The 20,083-nt window shown below is 41.5% G+C and carries 17 protein-coding genes; 13 read left to right on the forward strand and 4 right to left on the reverse strand.

Annotated elements, in window-relative coordinates; translation table 11 throughout:
- The first annotated feature begins 2 nt into the window (after positions 1-2).
- The 9 genes from NK987_RS14795 to NK987_RS14835 all read left to right on the forward strand — a co-directional run bounded on the left by NK987_RS14795 (position 3) and on the right by NK987_RS14835 (position 9,599).
- Complete coding sequence (locus NK987_RS14795) at positions 3-1,301, forward strand: oligosaccharide flippase family protein (RefSeq protein ID WP_259264471.1); 1,299 nt, start codon at positions 3-5, stop codon at positions 1,299-1,301.
- Positions 1,302-1,506: 205 nt separating this feature from the next.
- The gene (locus tag NK987_RS14800) at positions 1,507-2,421 is read left to right on the forward strand and encodes a glycosyltransferase family 2 protein (RefSeq protein WP_259264472.1); all 915 of its coding nucleotides are present in this window, start codon (positions 1,507-1,509) and stop codon (positions 2,419-2,421) included.
- 10 nt (positions 2,422-2,431) lie between these two features.
- A complete protein-coding gene (locus tag NK987_RS14805) occupies positions 2,432-3,340 on the forward strand; it encodes a class I SAM-dependent methyltransferase (protein ID WP_259264473.1) in 909 nt (302 codons plus the stop codon).
- Entirely contained in the window at positions 3,337-4,728 is a 1,392-nt protein-coding gene (locus tag NK987_RS14810; protein ID WP_259264474.1) for an O-antigen ligase family protein, read from the forward strand. The genes NK987_RS14805 and NK987_RS14810 overlap by 4 nt, the downstream gene beginning before the upstream one ends.
- Positions 4,721-5,851, forward strand: a complete 1,131-nt coding sequence (locus tag NK987_RS14815; protein WP_259264475.1) for a glycosyltransferase family 4 protein — start codon at positions 4,721-4,723, stop codon at positions 5,849-5,851. The genes NK987_RS14810 and NK987_RS14815 overlap by 8 nt, the downstream gene beginning before the upstream one ends.
- Positions 5,844-6,548, forward strand: a complete 705-nt coding sequence (locus NK987_RS14820; RefSeq protein ID WP_259264476.1) for an acyltransferase — start codon at positions 5,844-5,846, stop codon at positions 6,546-6,548. Before NK987_RS14815 ends, NK987_RS14820 begins: the two co-directional genes overlap by 8 nt.
- Positions 6,549-7,307 (forward strand): class I SAM-dependent methyltransferase, encoded by a 759-nt coding sequence (locus NK987_RS14825; protein WP_259264477.1) that lies wholly within the window; start codon positions 6,549-6,551, stop codon positions 7,305-7,307.
- Positions 7,307-8,470 carry a glycosyltransferase family 4 protein gene (locus NK987_RS14830; RefSeq protein ID WP_259264478.1) on the forward strand — a complete coding sequence of 388 codons (1,164 nt, stop codon included), beginning with the start codon at positions 7,307-7,309 and terminating at the stop codon, positions 8,468-8,470. Before NK987_RS14825 ends, NK987_RS14830 begins: the two co-directional genes overlap by 1 nt.
- Positions 8,463-9,599: a DUF1972 domain-containing protein gene (locus tag NK987_RS14835; RefSeq protein WP_259264479.1), complete on the forward strand. Its 1,137-nt coding sequence runs from the start codon at positions 8,463-8,465 to the stop codon at positions 9,597-9,599. The genes NK987_RS14830 and NK987_RS14835 overlap by 8 nt, the downstream gene beginning before the upstream one ends.
- Here the strand turns inward: NK987_RS14835 and NK987_RS14840 are convergent.
- The gene (locus NK987_RS14840) at positions 9,592-10,161 is read right to left on the reverse strand and encodes a 2'-5' RNA ligase family protein (protein WP_259264480.1); all 570 of its coding nucleotides are present in this window, start codon (positions 10,159-10,161) and stop codon (positions 9,592-9,594) included. The genes NK987_RS14835 and NK987_RS14840 overlap by 8 nt on opposite strands.
- 129 nt (positions 10,162-10,290) lie before the next feature.
- Here NK987_RS14840 and NK987_RS14845 point away from each other — a divergent pair, with 129 nt between their 5' ends.
- Positions 10,291-11,202, forward strand: a complete 912-nt coding sequence (locus NK987_RS14845) for a universal stress protein (protein ID WP_258424089.1) — start codon at positions 10,291-10,293, stop codon at positions 11,200-11,202.
- A 108-nt stretch (positions 11,203-11,310) separates the two neighbouring features.
- Here NK987_RS14845 and NK987_RS14850 read toward each other — a convergent pair whose 3' ends face one another.
- Positions 11,311-12,681: an exopolysaccharide biosynthesis polyprenyl glycosylphosphotransferase gene (locus tag NK987_RS14850; protein ID WP_258424088.1), complete on the reverse strand. Its 1,371-nt coding sequence runs from the start codon at positions 12,679-12,681 to the stop codon at positions 11,311-11,313.
- 198 nt (positions 12,682-12,879) lie between these two features.
- On the opposite strand from NK987_RS14850, the gene NK987_RS14855 reads away from it, so the two are divergent.
- Positions 12,880-13,551 (forward strand): methyltransferase domain-containing protein, encoded by a 672-nt coding sequence (locus NK987_RS14855; RefSeq protein ID WP_258424087.1) that lies wholly within the window; start codon positions 12,880-12,882, stop codon positions 13,549-13,551.
- A gap of 20 nt (positions 13,552-13,571) precedes the next feature.
- On the opposite strand, the gene NK987_RS14860 is transcribed toward NK987_RS14855, so the two are convergent.
- Both NK987_RS14860 and NK987_RS14865 read right to left on the reverse strand, forming a co-directional pair.
- Positions 13,572-14,672 (reverse strand): glycoside hydrolase family 130 protein, encoded by a 1,101-nt coding sequence (locus NK987_RS14860; RefSeq protein ID WP_259264481.1) that lies wholly within the window; start codon positions 14,670-14,672, stop codon positions 13,572-13,574.
- 56 nt (positions 14,673-14,728) lie between these two features.
- The gene (locus NK987_RS14865) at positions 14,729-16,258 is read right to left on the reverse strand and encodes a zinc-binding dehydrogenase (RefSeq protein WP_259264482.1); all 1,530 of its coding nucleotides are present in this window, start codon (positions 16,256-16,258) and stop codon (positions 14,729-14,731) included.
- A gap of 194 nt (positions 16,259-16,452) precedes the next feature.
- Here NK987_RS14865 and NK987_RS14870 point away from each other — a divergent pair, with 194 nt between their 5' ends.
- Together NK987_RS14870 and NK987_RS14875 are read left to right on the forward strand one after the other, a co-directional pair.
- Positions 16,453-17,841, forward strand: coding sequence for a dipeptidase (locus tag NK987_RS14870; protein WP_259264483.1), 1,389 nt, complete (start codon positions 16,453-16,455; stop codon positions 17,839-17,841).
- Between the two features lie 140 nt (positions 17,842-17,981).
- Positions 17,982-20,066, forward strand: coding sequence for a protein-disulfide reductase DsbD family protein (locus NK987_RS14875; RefSeq protein WP_259264484.1), 2,085 nt, complete (start codon positions 17,982-17,984; stop codon positions 20,064-20,066).
- Positions 20,067-20,083 lie beyond the last annotated feature (17 nt).

Here is a 20,083-nt window from a genome sequence, read left to right on the forward strand (position 1 = left end):
ATATGATAGAGAAAATCACTTCCCATACTTTTACCGGCCTGTTTAAAAATAAATCGATTCAGAATTTTATTTTTTTGATCACCATTCAAGCTTCCAATATTGTTATCACGCTCATCTCCATGCCGCTGTTGATACAGTCCATTGGTGTGGATGGTTTTGGATTGGTCAATCTTTCTCTTTCAGTAATAATCCTTGCAAATATTTTGGTGGGGTTTGGATATAACCTCAGTGGACCCAGAGAAGTCGCCCTTCTCCAAAATGACAAAGAATCCCTTTCTCATGTAGTTTCCAATGTTGTTTTCAGTAAAGTTTTGATGGCATTGTTAGCCACCATAGGATTAATTGTGGCAGTTTTTGGACTGAATATGTTCAAAGAGTATCAATGGATACTACTCTTTTCTGTGTTGCTTTTATTTTCTGAAGCCACCCTCCCTTTATGGTTTTTTCAGGGAATGGAAAAAATGAAATTGATTTCCATCGCAAATGTATTCAGCAAGTTGCTTTACTTGATGGGGATTGTTCTTTTCATTCATGCCCCTGATTCTGCCAAATGGGTCAATTTCATAATGGGTGCATCAGGTTTGGGGGTCAATATCCTGCTTCTGCTCTACATCCACTATATGCTGGAGATCAGATTTTACAAACCAAAATTTCTCCAGCTTTTTGCTTCTCTCAAGGACAATGGCCTGCTTTTTCTGTCCAATATCGCAACCCATATTTCCGTACATGGTGGACTGATTATCCTGAGTTTTTTTTCAGTAGCTGAGGTATTGGGGATGTTCAGTTTGGCAGAAAGGATATCGATGGTACTTCGGATGTTTCCTTCGATGGTGATCCATTCCATTTATCCCAACACCTCAAAACTATTGAAGGATGACATTCGACAGTTTGTCTTATTTTTGAGAAAAGCCTATTTCGGGACAATGATTACAGCCTTGATAATCTCCTTATTTACTTTTGCCATGGCCCCTTTTATCATTGAGTTATTGGCTAAAACCCGCTTGGAAGAATCCGTCACCTACCTCAGAATTTTGGCTTTTATACCGCTTCTTGCCTGTCTCAATATTGCCAATGTGGTCATGTTTTTGGGAAGGGACCAAAAAGAGTTGATGTTTCGGTCATCCTGGATTTTACTGCTATTTATGCTTCCTGCATGCCTTTCGCTTACTTATCTTTTCGGGGGAATGGGATTGTGTTATGGGTTACTTTCTACTGAGTTGGTAGTTTTGTTAATATGTACCATTCTTAATCTTCTCAAAAACAGGGACCTGATGAATGCTTTTTGGAAAAGTAAATATTGAAACTAACAGCCAATTGGAGATTAAATTATATTTGTTACAGGAGTTGATTTTGGTTTTAAGCGTCGTTCAAAAACCCTCTTATTGTAACATCGGTGGTGGATTGGATATGAGAATAGAAAATCCCAACAGAAAACCTTAATTTTGATGTTTCAAAAGGCATCAATCAGGAATCAATCACAAAATATTGGATTCACTTCATTTTTCCATGAACCCTATTTCCCAAGATAAGATCGCTGTCATCATCATTAATTGGAATGGCTATGCTTTGACAAAGGCATGTTTGGAATCTTTACGAAAAGTAACCTACAACCATTTCGTTTCAATTTTGGTCGATAACGGGTCTGAAGATGGTTCTGGTAAAAAACTGAAAGAAGAATTCCCTGAAATTCAACTTTTGCAAAGTCATCAAAACCTTGGGTTTACCGGAGGAAACAATCTTGGTATACAGTGGGCATTGGATCATTCTTTTGAATATGTGCTTTTGCTGAATAACGACACAGTCGTCGAGCCTGATTTTTTTCAGCCTTTGGTTTCTTTTTTGGATCAGAATCTTGACTATGGAGCGGCCCAACCAAAGATCATGTTTGAAAAGGAGCGGGACAAAATCTGGAATGCCGGAGGGGGATATTTCAAATGGCTAGGCATGAGTTGGTCAGTAGGGATAGGAAAAGAAGACCAGGGACAATTTGATAAGGAAATGGACACGCCCTGGATCACAGGCTGTGCTATGCTGGTCAGGTCTGCTGTGATACATAAGTCAGGAATGTTGGATGACAGGTTTTTTGCTTACTATGAAGATGTGGAATGGTCACTGAGGATTCAAAAAAATGGATATAAACTGAGGTTTATTCCCAAATCCAAAATTTATCATGTTGCAGGGGGATCTTCAAAAAATGTCAAAACCAAGGAAGGAGTCGTTCCACCCATAATTCATTTTTATAGGACGAGAAACCATCTGTTTTTAATCCGAAAACATGCAAATCCACTCTCCTTTGTATTAAGTTTGCTATACCAAACCGCAAAAAACGCTGCTTTCATTATTTACCTGGCTTTTAACGGGAGGTTTCAAAAAGTAAAAGCAATTTTAAAAGGACATTTTGAAGGCCTTTTTGCCAAATGAAATTCAATTGATGAACAGTTCTGACACGCAAATTTACCCTGATATTGAAGCATATTCCAAAGAAATCGGTTTGAGTACTGAGGTTTTGGAGAAAGCTTTCAAACTTGAAAACCACTACCACAAATTGTTGGTAAGTGAAAAAGATCCTACCAAGAGGGAAGCTTTGTACGATGAATTCTATTCCAATCTTTTGCAGTTTTATGGAAGAACAGCGAAAGAAGATGATTCCCTTGAAAACAGGATTGCGACAAAAGACCCGCAGGTAACCCTCTTCGAAAAAGAGCTGAGGGAGAAATCCATCATTGATTTTGGCTGTGGCGAGGGATATTTTCTGATGAATATCCAAAAGAAAATTCCTTATAAGAAACTGACAGGTGTCGATGTTTTTATTCCCGAAACTCTTCTTCAGCATCCCCATATTCAATTTATACCATCAGGCATCATCAATTTTTCGACCGAAGAAAAATTTGAATTGGCTTTTTCTGATAATGTCATTGAACACCTTTCACCCTTTGACCTAATGGACCACCTTCGGTCTGTTTATGAGAGTTTGGTACCGGGAGGAAAATTCATCCTTGTCATGCCAAACAGGCTTTTTGGACCAATGGATGTGACTCGCATTTTGGACAATTCCAGTTCGGGAAAAGTCAAAGCACAGGGCGGACATCTCAACGAGTCTACTTACCATGAAATGGTCAGCGCCCTGACAAAGACTGGGTTTACTAATTTTGAAACAGTGCTCCCAATTCCGAAATTCAAATACACCGTTTTCAAAAACAACCGAATCAAACCTGACTGGATCATAAGCATTGAGCAAAGTAAATTTTTATTGAATATATTCAGGGGGATAAAAGTCAATGGAAGATGCCCGGTGAGGTTTACCGTGACTTTGATCTGTCAAAAGCCTGAACTGCATTGATCGCTCAGATACTCTTTATTTTAGCCCTTTTGGGTTATGCCCCACTCCTCTATTATACATTGAAGGCAATGGTCTTCAAAGGGAAATGGGAGTATGTGGTGTTTTTTCTGGCGGCGTACCTTCCTTTTCACATTACATTTTTGAGTATTGTATTTCAAGCGACTAGTTCTGCCATACCGGTTACATTTTTTCAATTAGCCAAAGACCTAATGGTTATACTCTCTGTTTTGGTTTTTGTGTTTTACCAAAGAAAAATATTTGAATATCCGTTTCGCCTTCATTTCGTGGATTGGCTGGTTTTAAGCTTTATTGGATTGGCATTTTTATTTCTTCTTTTGCCTTTGGGAGATACTACGATCGTCAATAAGGCTCTATATTTCAAAAATCTACTAATTCCTGCGATGGTCTATTTTATAGGAAGAAATACGGTTTTTGAGGACTTAGAAGTTAGAAGGCTGTTTCAGGTAATTTTTGTAATTGCTGTTTCTGCCTTTTCGGTAAACATTTTGGAAGGCCTCCTCAACACCCACCTCCAAAATTATACCGGTTACGCACTTTTCAATCAGGTCGTCAATAACATGGAACCCTCCGGGAATTTTGGGCTCTCCTGGACATTTGAAACACAGGCAGTCACAAAACGTTTTGCCTCATTCTTTTCCGATCCACTTGAACTTGCTAGTTCGGTCCTTTTGGGTTTTGCGGCCGGATTGATATGGTTTTTGACTTCCAAAAGAGAAGATGCCTTTCCCTACCTTTTAGTGATGGCTTCAGCTATGGGAAGTTTGTTTTTTGCAGGTTCTAGGGCTGCCTTTGCCGCATTCTTTATCATGATCTTCTTTATTGCAGTGATTTTTAAGCTCAATAGGTTGATTCTTTTTGGGTTCAGTTTGGTCCTATTATTTGTAATATTTGTGATTTTCTTTGCATCAGAGGATTTCTATTATTTCGTGGTGGATACCCTTACTTTCCAAAATGCATCGAGTGTAGGACATGTACTCGAATGGCTCAACGCTCTTGAATCGATGATCGAAAATCCACTTGGAGTAGGTTTGGCGATGAGTGGCAACTCAGGAAGTGTATCTGAGGACGCAAGAATCGGAGGTGAAAACCAATTCCTGATTTATGGGGTTCAAATGGGGTTTTTGGGAATGTTTCTCTATATATTTCTTTTGGGTTTTTCTATCAGAAGGTCAATCAAAGTCTTCAGGGAAACAGAAAATGTAATGTCTGCTAGAATTGCATTTACTGCGGCAGCTGTCAAGACAGGGCTTCTGTTGCCGCTTTTCACTGCAAATGCAGAACTATACACTTATGTCAGCTGGATTTCTTGGTGGATGGTGGGATATACCATGAATGAATACTCCAAAATCTTGAAAGAAAATGCCTAGGCCCAAGGTTTTGATCGATGTGTATTACCTCTATGTGGCCCAGACCGGGATCAGAACGTACATGGTGACACTTTGTGAAGAGATTCTCAAAAACCGCAATAGTGGATTTGACTATGTCATCAGCCCTGATTTTCGGAAAGTGAAGCAAAATCAGTTCTTCCGGGGAAAAACCGCCAAATGGAAAAACATCTTTTTTCAGCTTCTCTATTTCTTCAGAAAGCAGGTCGCCTTGCCTTTACTTTCTTATTATCACAAAACTGATCTGGTATTTAGCCCTGACATATTGAGTCCTGTTTGGGCACGGGGCAAGAAAATTTCGGTGCTCCACGACACTTTCTTTTGGGACAATCCAGACCATTATCAAAGACTTTGGCTCAAATACTACCTTTATTTTTTGGAAAAAGGATTAAGGAAAAATGGAGAAATCATTACGATCACCCAATTTTCCAAAAACAGGCTTCAGGAATTATCCGAATTCAAATCTATTCCGATCAGCGTGGTTTATCCTGCCTCAGGACTTTCCGCAATGGAAAGTCCACGCAATCAAAAGCCGATTGCCTCTTCTAGATATTTCCTCCATGTAGGGGTTTTGGAAAAAAGGAAAAACCTCGGTATGCTCCTCATTGCTTTTGACAAACTGATTAGGCAGCAGGGATATGAAGACATCCGATTGGTCTTGGTAGGACAAAGAGGTCCGCGTGAAACTTTGGATGATTATGATCATTTGACCAGCTTGGTGGCTTCTTTGGAATTGGAAGATAAAGTGATTTTTACAGGATACGTGGCGCAGGAAAAGCTGGCAAACTACTTCCAAAACGCTTTGGGGTATGTTTTTCCATCGGCAAATGAAGGCTTTGGCTTGCCTGTTTTGGAAGCTTTTTCTTTTGGATTGCCTGTAATCATCTCAAGGCAAGGAGCCCTGATGGAAGTGGCCGGAGAGGCAGCATTGGTTTTGGAAAAAAATGAGTCAGAAGCACTTTTTCAGTCCATGAAGCTTTTGGTGGATGATCCTGAGCTCAGAAAGTACCTTGGTGAAAAAGGGAGAATCAGGTTGAAGGAATTTTCCACGGAGAAGTTTTTCCTATCTTTGGAGCAGGCATTTAATGAAATTCTAAATGGGTAATTTCCTCGGCAAAGCCATCTCCAAATTCACAGGCATTGACCTCAGGGACCGCTTTGGTACTGAATGGGACTCCCTTTCAACCTTCGGGGTAATGATGAGAATGGGTTTATGGACTTTGAGAGGAGCCTTAGTCAGGTGGAGGTTTGGTACTGCCAAGGGCTTGTTTTTGGTTGGAAAAGGGGTCACTATCAGACAAGCGGCCTATATCCATGTTGGCCGTAATTTCATTGCCCAAGACCATTGCGAGATCAATGGACTTTCCCAAATAGGATTGGTTTTTGGAGACAAAGTCACCATTGGGAGTTATGCCATCATCAGACCGACCAACCTCTATGGTGGAGAAGCCGGAGTTGGGCTGAAAGTCGGGAACAACAGCAGCATCGGGCCTTATGCTTATATCGGCTGTTCGGGATATATTGAGATCGGCGATAATGTCATGATGTCCCCAAGGGTAAGCATATATTCTGAAAACCATAATTTTTCTGAAACAACTCTACCCATGATTGAGCAGGGAGTGACCCGCTCTTTCGTCAAAATTGAAGATGATTGCTGGTTGGCTGCCAACTCCGTAATTTTGGCAGGAGTGACGGTGGGAAAAGGTTCAGTCGTCGCAGCCGGAAGCATCGTCACCAAGGATATCCCTCCCTACAGCATCGTGGCTGGCAATCCCGCAAGGATCATCAAAAGCAGAAAGTAAATGAAGACCAATACGGTAGAAACCTGGAAAAAATTCGGAAAAGAGGATCCTTATTACGGGGTGCTATCTGATCCAAAATACAAGTCTGACAAAATCACGGATAAAGGTTTGTCTGATTTTTTTGCTACCGGGAAGACCTATGTCATGGAAACATTGCATAGGATCGAAAAACTTTATGGCTCTGATTTGTCTAATGCAGCCATCCTTGATTTTGGTTGTGGGGTGGGACGTTTGGCAATTCCTTTTTCTTTTGTCACAAAAAACAGGACCGTAGGTATAGACGTTTCTCCGGAAATTTTGGAAAAGGCTAAATCCCACGCCATGGAAATGAAGGCTGAGAATATAGAGTTCCTGCTATCTGAAGGCAAAACCCTTCCCCAAACAGGGAAGTTTGATTTTATCAATTCCTATATTGTCTTGCAACATATTGAGACCAAGACTGGGATGCTAATCATCCAACAGCTATTAGATAGACTTGAAATCGGGGGCATCATTCAGATTCAGGCAACATACGGGAATAATTGGCACAAAATCAAGTATTACCATTATTACCTGAGGGCGCATTATTCATTGTATAACCTTGTATATTCATTGCTAAAAAACAGAAAACCGGAAGCTGAGCCGATGATGCAGATGAACCCCTACGACCCAAAGGTACTTTTCAATCTTTTTTCAAAATATTCCAATTCCATCCATGTGGAATTGACAGACCACACTGGATTTTTGGGTGCTTCCTATATGATCAAAAGGGAATTTTGATGGTAAAACCCCAATTTCCTACCGACAAAAATGTTTTGATGCTCCATGGTTCATCGGATCTATACGGCGCAAGCAAGATTTTTCTGGAATCTGTCCAGGCATTGAAGAAGGTAGGTTACGAGGTGATAGTTGTCCTTTCTGAAGATGGTCCATTGGTAGAGGAATTGAAAGCGTTGAAAGCGGAGGTCCATATCCACAAGCTTGGAATTTTGCGCAGAAAATATTTCAGTCCATCAGGTTTGGTCAATAGGTTCAAAACGATCCTGAAAGCAAAGTCTTTCTTGGAAACATTGATGTCCGAAAACCGCATCACACATATTTATTCCAATACTTCTGCTGTTTTGGTTGGGTCTTTCTTAGCACGTAAAAAAGGGGTTAAACACATTTGGCACCTCCATGAGATTTTGCTTTCTCCGGGATGGTTTGTTTGGTTGATGGGAATAATCATCAACAGGTATGCGGATATAGTGGTTGTGGTTTCCCAAGCAGTTTGGGACAATTGGAAAGACAAGGTAGATGAATCCAAATTGGCGCTGCTGCACAACGGGATTGATTACCGACCTTATCTGGAAACCAAAACCGATATCAGGAATGAGATTCCGAACAGTGAAGGAAAGGTTTTGATCGGAATGATCGGAAGGATCAACCACTGGAAAGGTCAGGGATACTTTTTGGATATTGCCCAAAGTTTGGTTCAAACTCATGAAAATGTCCATTTTGTAATCGTGGGTGACGCCTACCCCGGGACAGAACATTTGGTAACCGAAATGGAAGAAAAAGTCAAAAACTCAGGTTTGCAGACCCATGTCAGCTATCTGGGTTTCCGAAGAGATATCCCAGAAATCCTCCAGGCATTTGATATTTTTGTATTGCCTTCCATTCTGCCTGATCCATTTCCTACGGTTATTTTGGAAGCAATGGCTTCAGGGAAGCCAGTCGTCGCAACTGCCCAAGGAGGAGCAAAGGAGATGATTGTCAAGGGAGAAACTGGATTCTTGATCCCTTGGGACAATGCCGGTTCAGCTTCAGAGGCTATTTCCGATTTGGTGAATAAAAAGGAGATGAGAGAAAAAATGGGCGAAAAAGGAAGATCAAGGGTATTGGAAAAATTTTCCCCTGAGGCTTTTAAGAAAAACTTTCAAAGACTTTTTGAAAATGGTTAAAGAAAACAAGACGCTGAAGGTATGTATTTTGGGGGCCAAAGGCTATCCCTATGTCTATGGTGGCTACGATACCATGGTCAAGGAATTGGGAGAGCGCCTCCAAAAAAGAGGAGTCGATGTCAGGGTGTATTGTCACCGTTCGCTCTTCAAAGAGAAGCCTTCTGTGATAAATGGAATCAAGCTGATCTACATGCCGGCGGTAGAAACCAAAAGCCTGACGCAGCTGACACACTCTTTTTTCTCGATGATCCATGCCTGCTTTTCGGATGTGGATGTGATTTTTGTGGTCAACTCTGCCAATGGGCCTTTTGGTTTGATTTCCAGAATATTCCGTAAACCCACTGCCATCAACGTCGATGGGCTAGAATGGCTTCGCCCAAAATGGAAAGGTTTTGGATCGAAATATTTCTTTTGGGCATCCAAAATGGCCACGAAATTTTATGACCAGATCATCAACGATTCCGATGAAATGAGAAGGATTTATATAGAGCTTTTCAAGGCTGAATCCAAGGTCATCGCCTATGGCGCCAATCCATCTTTCGATTCCGATCCCACCAAACTTCAAAAATGGAATCTACCTAAAGAAAGCTATTACCTGATCGTGGGGAGGTTGGTGCCTGACAACAATGCTGACCTGATTATCGCAGGATTTATCCAATCAGATACCAAGAGAAAACTGGTGATCGTAGGAGATGTGCCCTATCAGGATAGCTATGCCGAAGGACTCAAATCCATGCAGGATGAAAGGCTTTTGTTTACCGGATATGTCACAGATCCCGAAGAATTGAAGGCATTGTACCATAATTGTTTCGCGTATTTTCATGGACATGAATATGGAGGAACCAATCCTGCCATGCTCAAGGCTATGGGATATGGCTGCGCAATATTGGCATTGGATACTCCATTCAACCAAGAAATGCTCCAAAATGGCAAACACGGTTGGTACTTTTCAAAAAACCCTGTTTCAGTTTCAGCGCTGATCTCCAAAGCGGAAAATAATCCCGAAGAAATTGAAGGGCTAAGGCTTACCGCCAGGGAAGGATTGACTCAAAAATACAACTGGGATTTTGTCACAGAACAGTATCTGGAAGTATTTAAGGAATTGAAGAAAAAAGGAAAGGTCAAGTAGCTGAGGAATGTTTTCCGTTTAGCTGAAACCTGCTTACTACCACCCATCTTCCCTCAATCCTCTTAAGCAGAGCAATATCTTGGACTACTTGTTCGGCTTCAAATTTTTGCTTTTTGATAAAATCCCAATATTCTGCGAAACGGATTTCTTTGAGGTCTTTGAAGGCCAAAGTCATATGCGGATGATATGCCCTATCAACCAATTCTTCCACAAGGTTGAGGTTTGTTTTGCAAAATTTTGAAAGGCCGATTTGAAAGGAGGAGAGTGTCGGATTTTCTTTTATTTTGATAAAAATCACCCTTTTCCCGAACTTATCAAATCCTGAAAATTTAAGCTGAAAAGGCTGTTGGTCTTGACAAAAACCGGTAAGGAGATCTATCAGCTTGCTTTCCTTTGCCTCATTCCAATTGAATGGCATCTTTAGTGTAACATGTGCCGGAGATTTGAGGGCATATTTGAGGTTAAAATCCTCTTTGAGCATTAACTTGAGATCTGTTGCTTTTTGTTGGATTTCACCTTCCGGCACGATTGCAATAAAATATTTACCTATTGATTTTGCCATTTAACACAAATATAAATCATTTAGAAAAGGAGAATCAGATTAAATCGGGGAATGGGATAAATTGTACAAGGGATTTTTCCAAAGAAAATTTTAAAATTGTAAATTGAACGGATAAAAAGCTGCAAAACAATGGAGAATTTTGAAAAGGCGATGGTCGGAATGGACCTTACGGAAATGGACGATATTTTGATTTCCAAAATGGCGGTCTTGTCTGGAATATTAGGGATCAAAAAACTTTATTTCATTCATGTTTCCAAAAACCTAGCCTTACCTGATGAAATAAGGGAAAAATTCCCCGATTTGGTGGCACCTGCTGATGAGGCTATTGAAGCGGAAATCACTACAATCATCAAACAAAACAATTTCCCCGAAAATGTAGAGATAGAGGTATTTGCTGAAGAAGGGAGTCCTATGACAACATTCCTCAGATGGGCAAAACTCAAAGATGTAGACCTCATTATAATGGGAAGGAAAGTCACGCTTAAGGGAAGCGGTTCACTTGCCAAAACCATGGCCCAAAAGGCCCCATGTTCTGTTTTGTTCTTACCTGAAAGGGTCGAAATGAAAATTCCAAAAAAGATCATGATTCCCATGGATTTTTCGGAACACACCAACATGACCATTAATTTTGCCCAAAAAGCTGCAGAGGAATTTGATGCCAAAATTTATGCCCTGCATCTTTTTGAAGTGCCGACAGGCTACCACAAGACAGGCAAATCTTTTGAAGAGTTTGCCGAAATCATGGAGGAAAATGCCAAAAAGGATTATGATAAATTTATCAAAAAACACCATCATCCCGAATTTGATTGTCTCTTTGTATTGTCCAATAAAGGAGAGCCGGGCCATCTAATTATAGAAAAGGCCAAAGACCAAGGAATAGATTTGATTTTAATGGGAAGCAGGGGAAGGACAGCCTCTGCGGCGGTATTGCTCGGGAGTGTTGCCGAAAAGCTGGTGCAGGTCAACAATGAGATTCCAATGCTGATATTCAAGATCAAGGGAGAAACAATGGGCTTTTTTGATGCGTTGTTCAGAATTTAACCTCAGCAAAATTTCATTTCAAGCCAATAAAAAATTAACCCAAGCTGTCAAGGCTTGGGTTTTTTGATTGTAGACCTGAATTCAAAAAATTCAGGAAAAGATATTTGTCTAGTAGGCATTTTCTCTGTTTACGACCAATTCATAAACTGTCAGGATACAGATTTTGAGGTCTAGGAGAATCGACCAATTTTGAATATAAAAATAATCGAGCTTTACTCTGGATCTGATCTGATATGGATTTTCAATTTCGCCACGATATCCTTTTACCTGTGCAAGTCCAGTGATTCCGGGTTTGATTTTATGTCTGCTATTGTATTTTTCAATCTGGGTTTTGAATACCTGATTCATCGGAATGGTATGCGGTCTGGGCCCAACGATGGACATGTCGCCAAGAAGCACATTGATAAACTGAGGCATTTCGTCCAAGGATGTCATTCTCAGAAAAGAGCCGATTCTTGTAATCCTTGGATCATTTTTGACAGCCTGATGGGTATCAGCATAGTCATTCGGCGTCATGGACCTGAATTTCAGACACATAAATACTTTGTTGTTTTCCCCGTTTCTTTCTTGAATGAAGAAAACCGGCCCTTTGGATTCCAACTTAATCAACAAGCCCACCAAAGGGATAAGCCAACTGAGTATAAAGACCAATACAAAAGCCGAGAAAACGATGTCAAAAGCCCTTTTAAATACCCTATTGAAGGCATTGTCCAATGGGATTTCGTTGACATTGATGACGAAGAAATCGCCATATTTGGAGAAAGAAAGGTTCTTTTCCAATTGAAGTGATCCTCCCGGAATTACCTTGACCTTGATGTAATGTTCGTCAGCAAAATTGATCACCTTTTTTACTTTTTTTTCTTCAAGGTGCTCGCTGATATAAATTTGGTCAATATTCAGGTCGACAGCCTCTTCAAAAAACTTTTTGATATTTCCCCGGGTTTGGCCGGACACATCTTTGTCATCATAGTATCCCAAAAACTTGATCCCAAAATCCCTTCTCAACTTGAACACTTGCGCTAGTTGGTCACTTGTGCCACCCATGCCCAAAATAACGGCCCTTCTATAGTTATGGCCTGTTTCCCTGTATTTTCTCAAAATAAGATGAACCCCAACTCTATAAATTCCCAAGAATACCAAAAGGCTGGCAGCAAGGGAAAGGAAGGAAAGCAGTCTGAGGGAGTTGTCATGAAATGGCATCCAGATCATCGAAATGATCACCAAAAACCAGGCTAGCGAACCTATAAGTTTTTTGAAAGTCTGATCCGCTTCATTTGTTCTGCCGATTTTGAAGTCTTCTTTGAGGATGGTAATCACCATCCAGATCATGATAAAGGCAGGGAAAGTAGGAAAATCTAATCCTTTAAATTCTTCAAAAGGTTGAAATACCTTGTTGGAAATAAAAAATGAGAATGAAACTGTCAATATGTCTCCCAGAACAAAAAGCCAGGGAAAATATTTATAAAAGCGTTTTTTCATAAAAATCAATAATCTTTCATTTAAATACGGAGGTTTTAACTAAAATGGTTTCAATAGTTCCGGATTTTGATGAAAGTGTTTGCAAATCATTGAAATTATTGGCAAAAGTAAAAAAGAATATCATTGACCTCTTACTTTTGGTGTAATTAATTTGTTAAAATAAATAGCTTTGCCCAAGAAGCAGATTGATATTCTAATATGATGGATTTTAAAGCCTTATTGGCTTCTTCTGATAATCCCAATTCTTTAGGAAATAAATTCAGAAAACAGCGTTTCCAATACTTTGAAAATCTAATCGAGAAAAATTTTGAGAAAAATTTTCCCGTCAGAATTTTGGATATTGGAGGGATGGAACACTTTTGGAAAGATCAAGCCTTGTTGCATTCGGGTAAGGTCGAAGTCGTGATGCTTAACCTAAGCGCCGAAAAGGTACAAATCAAGGGATTGAGCAGCATGGCCGGAAATGCCACCGATTTATCTCAGTTTGCAAACGGAAGCTTTGACCTTGTTTTTTCCAATTCGGTAATTGAACATCTCTACACTTGGGAAAATCAACAGAAAATGGCAAAAGAAGCGATTCGCGTCGGAAAGAAATATTTTGTACAGACGCCAAACAGGCATTTTTTTATGGAAGCGCATTATGCCCTACCTTTTGTCCAGTATTTACCAAAGAACCTGACATACTTTTTATTGACCAATACAAAGCTGAGTAGAGGAAGTAAATGGGATCCAAAAGATGCCCAACAATATTTGGACGAAATCAGACTTTTATCTGAAAGAGAAATGAAAATGCTGTTTCCTGCTGCTACTATGTATAAAGAAAAATTCATGGGGATGGTCAAATCCTACAGTGCCCACAATATGAGTTGATGCTGGAAAATTTAAAAACTTCAATCGTAGGGGGAAATCACCACTCCCACCATCGAATCCGCAGTGCCATAATAGAGAAACCACTGATTCTTAAAATATACTAAGCCCTCCACAAATGTGGTTCCGTCCACATACTGCCCTGATTTTTCGAAAGGCAATTCAGGTTTGAGAAAGGGTTCATCTGTGCGGTCGTGCAATTTCCATGGTTCATCTTTATCAAACAAGGCCTGTCCCGCAGTATATACCCTGTTCCCTAATTCTTTGACACCGATGTCTTTTTGGTTGCCGGCATTATAGAGTACGACGATGCCGTCTTTGGTCAGCACCGGTGGCGGTCCGGCTTCTACCAACCATGAGTCAAAATATCCCAATCTCGGACTCAGTACAGGGGCTATATTTCCATCAGATCCTTCAATAGGTTCCCAATGAACCAAATCCTCCGAGCTCGCTAACCAGATATGTGGCACACCAAAGTACATCCAATATTTACCGTGGATTTTGGTAGCTACGAGTTTGCCATCTTTGAGTTCAGTGACGATGGCACCTGATTTGGTTTCACGGTTGTGGTATTTGCCATCTTTGAATTCCTTGAAAATCGGCCCGTGTTTTTCCCATGCCTTCAGGTCTTTGGACGTCGCCACTGCCAAGCGTGGAAATTCCCTGTTCCACTGTGTATAAGTCAATACAAATAACCCATCCTCGGTCTGCACGATCCTCGGGTCTTCTGTGCCCCCGGTCCATTCAAATTCCTTTTGGTTGTCATTGGTAGGAAAAAAAATAGGCTCAGACTGCCTGATGTAGGTTTCCCCATCTTCAGATACTGCCAAGCCCAACCTTGAGGTGTGGCCTCCGATTTCCTTTTCGCCGAGTTTTTCTTCCGCGCGGTAGAGGATGTGGATTTTTCCATCTTTGAGTATGGCTGCAGGATTGAAAGTAGCCATGGATTCCCATTTGACCGATCTTCCCGACATCGGATCCTGAAAAGAGGTCTGATTTGTGGGAGAAATGATAGGTTGGGGATTTTCAGAGCGGAGAAAAGGACCTAGCATCCAGGGTTTTTCTTGGGCAAAAACTGTAATCGTGGAAATAAATGCCACAAACAGCAAGAGGGTCTTTTTCATTTTTGGTTTATTTCAGATTCGAAGAAAATCATTGCATACAATTCAGGGATTGAAATTCAAAACCTCAACAAGGTAATCAATTCAGCCACACAAACAGGTTTTTCCGAATTGTTGGAGACGATAGTTGCTTCGATAAACAATTTGGTGCTGCCATCCGGATTTTCTTCCAGGTTGGACAGTTTGGCTGAAAGTCTGATCTTATCTCCCGAGTAAACAGGTGCAGGAAATCTGACTTTGTTTACCCCGTAATTCAGTGCCATCTGAACGCCTTCAAGAGGTAAAATCCCATATATCATTTTTGGGACTAGGGAAAGTGTCAGATAGCCGTGTGCAAAGTTTTTTCCACCCGGAATCAAAGCTTTGGCTTTTTCTACATCCACGTGAACCCACTGTAAATCTCCTGTGACATCACCAAATTTCTGGATCACATCTTGGGATACAACAGTCCAACTGCTGGTCCCTAATGATTTGCCAACCTGCTTTTTCAAATCCTCCACACTTCTATACACTCGTTCGCCCTCTTCGGAAGATTCATTCTCGATCGACTTGATACTTGCGTCTTGATACTTGATACCATATTCTCTCGCTTCTTTGCTTTCCTCTTTTGCCTCTTCAACAACCACCATCGCCTTCCCCATCACCTTTCTGTCCATCATATCCCGCAATGCCTGTGGTGACTCTTCCAACGAATATACTTTGTAAATATGTTGGTTGATTTTTCCCGATTGGATCATTCCAACCAAGTCCATGATATTTTGTTGGTTTTGTTTTGGTTCTTCGGTTGAAAATCTTCCCCAAAAAACCCCCATTATATCACAACCTTTGAGCAAAGCCAAGTTGAAAGGTAATTTGGGAATATCTCCGGCTGCAAACCCGACCACGAGATATCTGCCTTTCCAAGCCATTCCCCGCAAAGCTGGTTCAGCGTATTTACCGCCCACGACATCCAAAATTACATCCACTCCTTTGCCATCAGTGAGTGTTTTGATTCTTTCCTTTAGGTCCTCGCTTTCGTAATTGATCAGGTGGTGAGCTCCTTTTTCTTTGCAAACAGCCAATTTCTCAGAAGTTGAAGCCGCTGCGATTACAGTTGCCCCCATTGTTTTTCCAAGTTCAACAGCTGCCAAACCCACCCCTCCGGAAGCGCCAAGTACCAAAAGCGTTTCTCCGGGTTGGATTTTTGCCCGGTCCTTCAATGCATGATAGGCCGTACCAAAAGTGTAAAGGGTAGAAGCTGCTGTCATGTAATCCATTTGGGGTGGAATAGGGAAAACACGGTCTGCTCCAACTTTTACTTTTTCGGCAAAACCACCCCAACCACAAAGTGCCAACACCCTTTGCCCTTCTTTGAGGTGTTTGACCCCCGATCCTGTTTTTTCGATTACACCCGAAACCTCCCCACCGGGTGAGAATGGCAGTGTAGGCTTAAACTGGTATTTGTCCTGAATCAGCAAAACATCAGGAAAATTGACCGCACAGGCTTTGACTCGGATGAGAACTTCTTTTTCTTCCAAAACTGGATCATCGATATCAGTATAGGTCAAAGTTTCCGGAAGTCCGTGATGGGTACAAAGGATGGCTTTCATAGATAAAAGTTTTTGGTAAAATAGGCAATTCCTTATTTAAAACGTAATTTTGCCCCACTCAAAATACGGTTCCTGCAGAGGATTGTAACATAAGAAAGCACCATTCCATTGCCTCGAAAAAAAGCAAAAATGAATGGCGACAAATTAAATTGCTTTCCCACTTTGCGTCTTTGCGGGACCTAAAAACCCCAAATATGTCAGTTAAACAGTATATCCAAGAAAATCAGGATAGGTTCCTGAACGAACTTTTAGACCTTTTGCGCATCCCATCTGTGAGCGCCGATCCCAAATTTAAAAACGATGTTTTTGCAGCCGCTGACTTTGTCAAAGAAAGTCTGATCAAAGCCGGTGCAGACAAAGCTGAAATCTGTCAGACCGCCGGTTATCCGATTGTCTATGGCGAAAAGATCATTGATCCTGCTTTACCGACGGTATTGGTATATGGCCATTATGACGTGCAGCCTGCCGATCCTTATGAATTGTGGGATTCGCCGCCTTTTGAACCTGTCATCAAGAAGACCGAAAGACATCCTGATGGGGCTATTTTTGCCCGGGGATCAGCAGATGACAAAGGTCAGTTTTACATGCATGTAAAGGCTTTTGAAGCCATGATGGCCAACAATGCTTTGCCCTGCAATATCAAATTCATGATCGAAGGTGAAGAGGAGGTAGGTTCTGAGAACCTGGATATTTTTGTCAAAGAAAATCTCGAAAAACTCAAAGCTGACGTGGTCATTGTGTCGGATACACACATGATTTCTATGGAGGATCCATCTGTGACTGTAGGTTTGAGGGGATTGGCTTACATGCAGGTGGAGGTAACAGGTCCAAACAAAGATCTTCATTCGGGGACTTTTGGAGGTGCTGTTGCCAATCCGATAAATACGCTTTGCAAAATGATTGCTTCACTACACGATGAAAACAATCATGTGACCATACCTGGATTTTATGACAAAGTGGAGGAATATTCCGCTGCTTATCGGGAGGAATTGAACAAAGCGCCATTTGACCTGGAGGATTATAAAAAGAAGCTCGATATCGCGGAAGTTTCAGGCGAAAAAGGATATACCACCATCGAACGGGTCGGAATCCGTCCGACTTTAGATGTCAACGGCATTTGGGGGGGGTATACCGGAGAAGGTGCGAAGACGGTACTTCCTTCCAAAGCATTTGCAAAAATCTCCATGCGGCTTGTTCCTGACCAAGACCATAAGGAAATCGCCCAATTGTTTGAAAACCATTTCAAATCCATTGCTCCGGCATCTGTTAAAGTAAAAGTCATCTCCCATCACGGTGGGGCAGCAGCAGTAGTGCCAACAGATTCTCCGGGCTACAGGGCAGCTGAAGGTGCTATCATGGAAGCCTTTGGCAAAAAAGCCATCCCGACAAGAGAGGGAGGTTCCATCCCCATTTGTGCCTTATTTCAAAAAGTAATGGGTCTTGATCCGATATTGTTGGGATTCGGCTTGGATACAGATGCATTGCATTCTCCCAATGAGCATTATGGACTCAAGAATTATTTTATGGGAATAGAGACGATTGCTTTGTTTTTCAAACATTTCAAAGAGCAAGCCACCAAATAAAAGTCCCCCACAAAGACACGGAGACACAAAGCAATATACAATTTGTGTCTTAGTGCCTTTGTGGGAATAGTGTCTTATTTGTCTGAACTATTTTGCTGAAAACCACCTTTATCAATCAGATTCGCCTACATCACACCGCAATGTCAAAATACTTCAAACCTTCACTGCTTTTTTTCTTCTTATTTCTGATAAGCCTAACCTCTTTTGGCCAAGTGGTGTCACCACCAAAGTGGAATATCCAACTTGCCAATACAGACCTCAAAGTCGGCGGTGAAGCAGAAATTGTGTTGAAAGCATCAATTCCCAGAAATTGGTATATCTATTCCAATGATTTTGATGAGAATGCTGGCCCGGTACTGACCAGCCTAAGCTTGGAGGGATCAAAGGGGATTTCGGCTACCGAAAAGCTGAAACCGATCAATCCGAAGAAGAAATTTGATGAAGTTTGGGAGGCAGACATTACCTATTTTTCAATTGCAGCAGAGTTTCGGCAGAAAGTATCAATCACTGATCCAAGTGTAGAAATCAAGGGAACGGTTGAATACCAAATGTGCTCGGATGTGACCGGGCAATGTATCCTTTATGAGGAAGATTTTACAATCAAAGCCAATGCGCAGGGATCAGCCAATTTAACACCAACTCCTACTGAATCTCCCGTTGACAACTCCAATCTTGAAAAATCCGAGGATGATTCTTCGGCTTTAGCCATTGAACCTGTTCAGGAAAAAGCGGAAGTCTCAGACGGAAGCCAAGAAAGGTCTTTTGTGGACCTTGAAGACGAAGGTAGTAAGGGTGGATTGTTGGGTTTTATGTTTGTGGCTTTTTTGGCAGGTTTGGCGGCGTTGCTGACACCCTGTGTGTTTCCGATGATTCCGATGACGGTGACTTTCTTTACAGGAAGATCCAAGTCTAGGATTTCAGGAATCCGGAATGCCGGGATTTATGGATTGTCAATTATCGCGATTTACACTATTGCTGGAACGGCAGTAGCAGCGATTCAGGGTCCTGAGTTTGCCAATTGGCTTTCAACCCATTGGCTTCCAAATATTTTCTTCTTCTTGATTTTCATCTTCTTTGCCTTTGCTTTCTTGGGCATGTTTGAGATTACCTTGCCGAGCAGTTTTGTGAATAAGATCGATGCCAAAGCGGACAAAGGCGGAATGGCAGGGATTTTCTTTATGGCATTTACCTTGGTATTGGTATCGTTTTCTTGCACAGGGCCGATTGTCGGTTCTATTTTGATCAAAGCTGCAGGCGGGGACTTCATTACCCCGATAGCGGGGATGTTTGCATTTTCGCTCGCATTCGCTATCCCCTTTACCTTGTTTGCAGTATTCCCTGAATGGCTCAATTCCCTGCCTAAATCCGGTGGTTGGCTGAATTCCGTAAAGGTGGTATTGGGATTTTTGGAATTGGCTCTGGCCTTCAAATTCCTTTCCGTTGCTGATCAGGTTTACCATTGGGGATTGCTCGACCGGGACATTTATATCGCAATTTGGATTGTGATTTTCTTCTTTTTGGGATTATACCTTTTGGGAAAAATCAGAACCAAGCACGATTCACCGATGGACTTTATCGGTGTTCCAAGGTTAATGCTGGCAATAGTTACTTTCGTATTTGTGGTCTATTTGATTCCAGGACTTTGGGGAGCTCCGTTGAAAGCCCTGAGTGGCTACCTTCCTCCCATGGCAACCCATGACTTCAATGTGATGGAAAGTAGGGCAGGTGTGGTCACTACAGACAATCAATTGGGAGAAATTCCTAAATATGCCGATTTCCTGCATTTCCCTCATGGCATCCAAGGGTATTTTGATTACAAACAGGCTTTAGCCGCCGCACAGAAGCAGGGAAAACCCTTGTTTATAGATTTTACAGGCCACGGCTGTGTCAACTGTCGGGAAATGGAAGCCCTCGTGTGGTCCGATCCGCAGGTTTTGCAAAGGCTGAAAGAGGATTTTGTGATGGTGGCTTTGTATATCGACGAGAGGTATGAACTTCCGGAAGCCGAATGGTATGTGTCTGATTATGATGGAAAGGAGAAAAAAACCATCGGCAAGCAGAACGCAGATTTCCAGATCACGAAGTTCAACAACAATGCCCAGCCCTATTATGTGATCTTGGACCATAATGAGGAATTGCTCGTAAAACCCAAGGCCTATGACACCAATATCCTGAACTTTGTCACTTTCTTAGAAGAGGCAAAAGCGGAGTTTGGGAGAAGGTGATTACTAACCTAAGGGTA

It is taken from the genome of Aquiflexum gelatinilyticum, assembly GCF_024813435.1.
In the GTDB taxonomy this organism is placed as follows: domain Bacteria; phylum Bacteroidota; class Bacteroidia; order Cytophagales; family Cyclobacteriaceae; genus Cognataquiflexum; species Cognataquiflexum gelatinilyticum.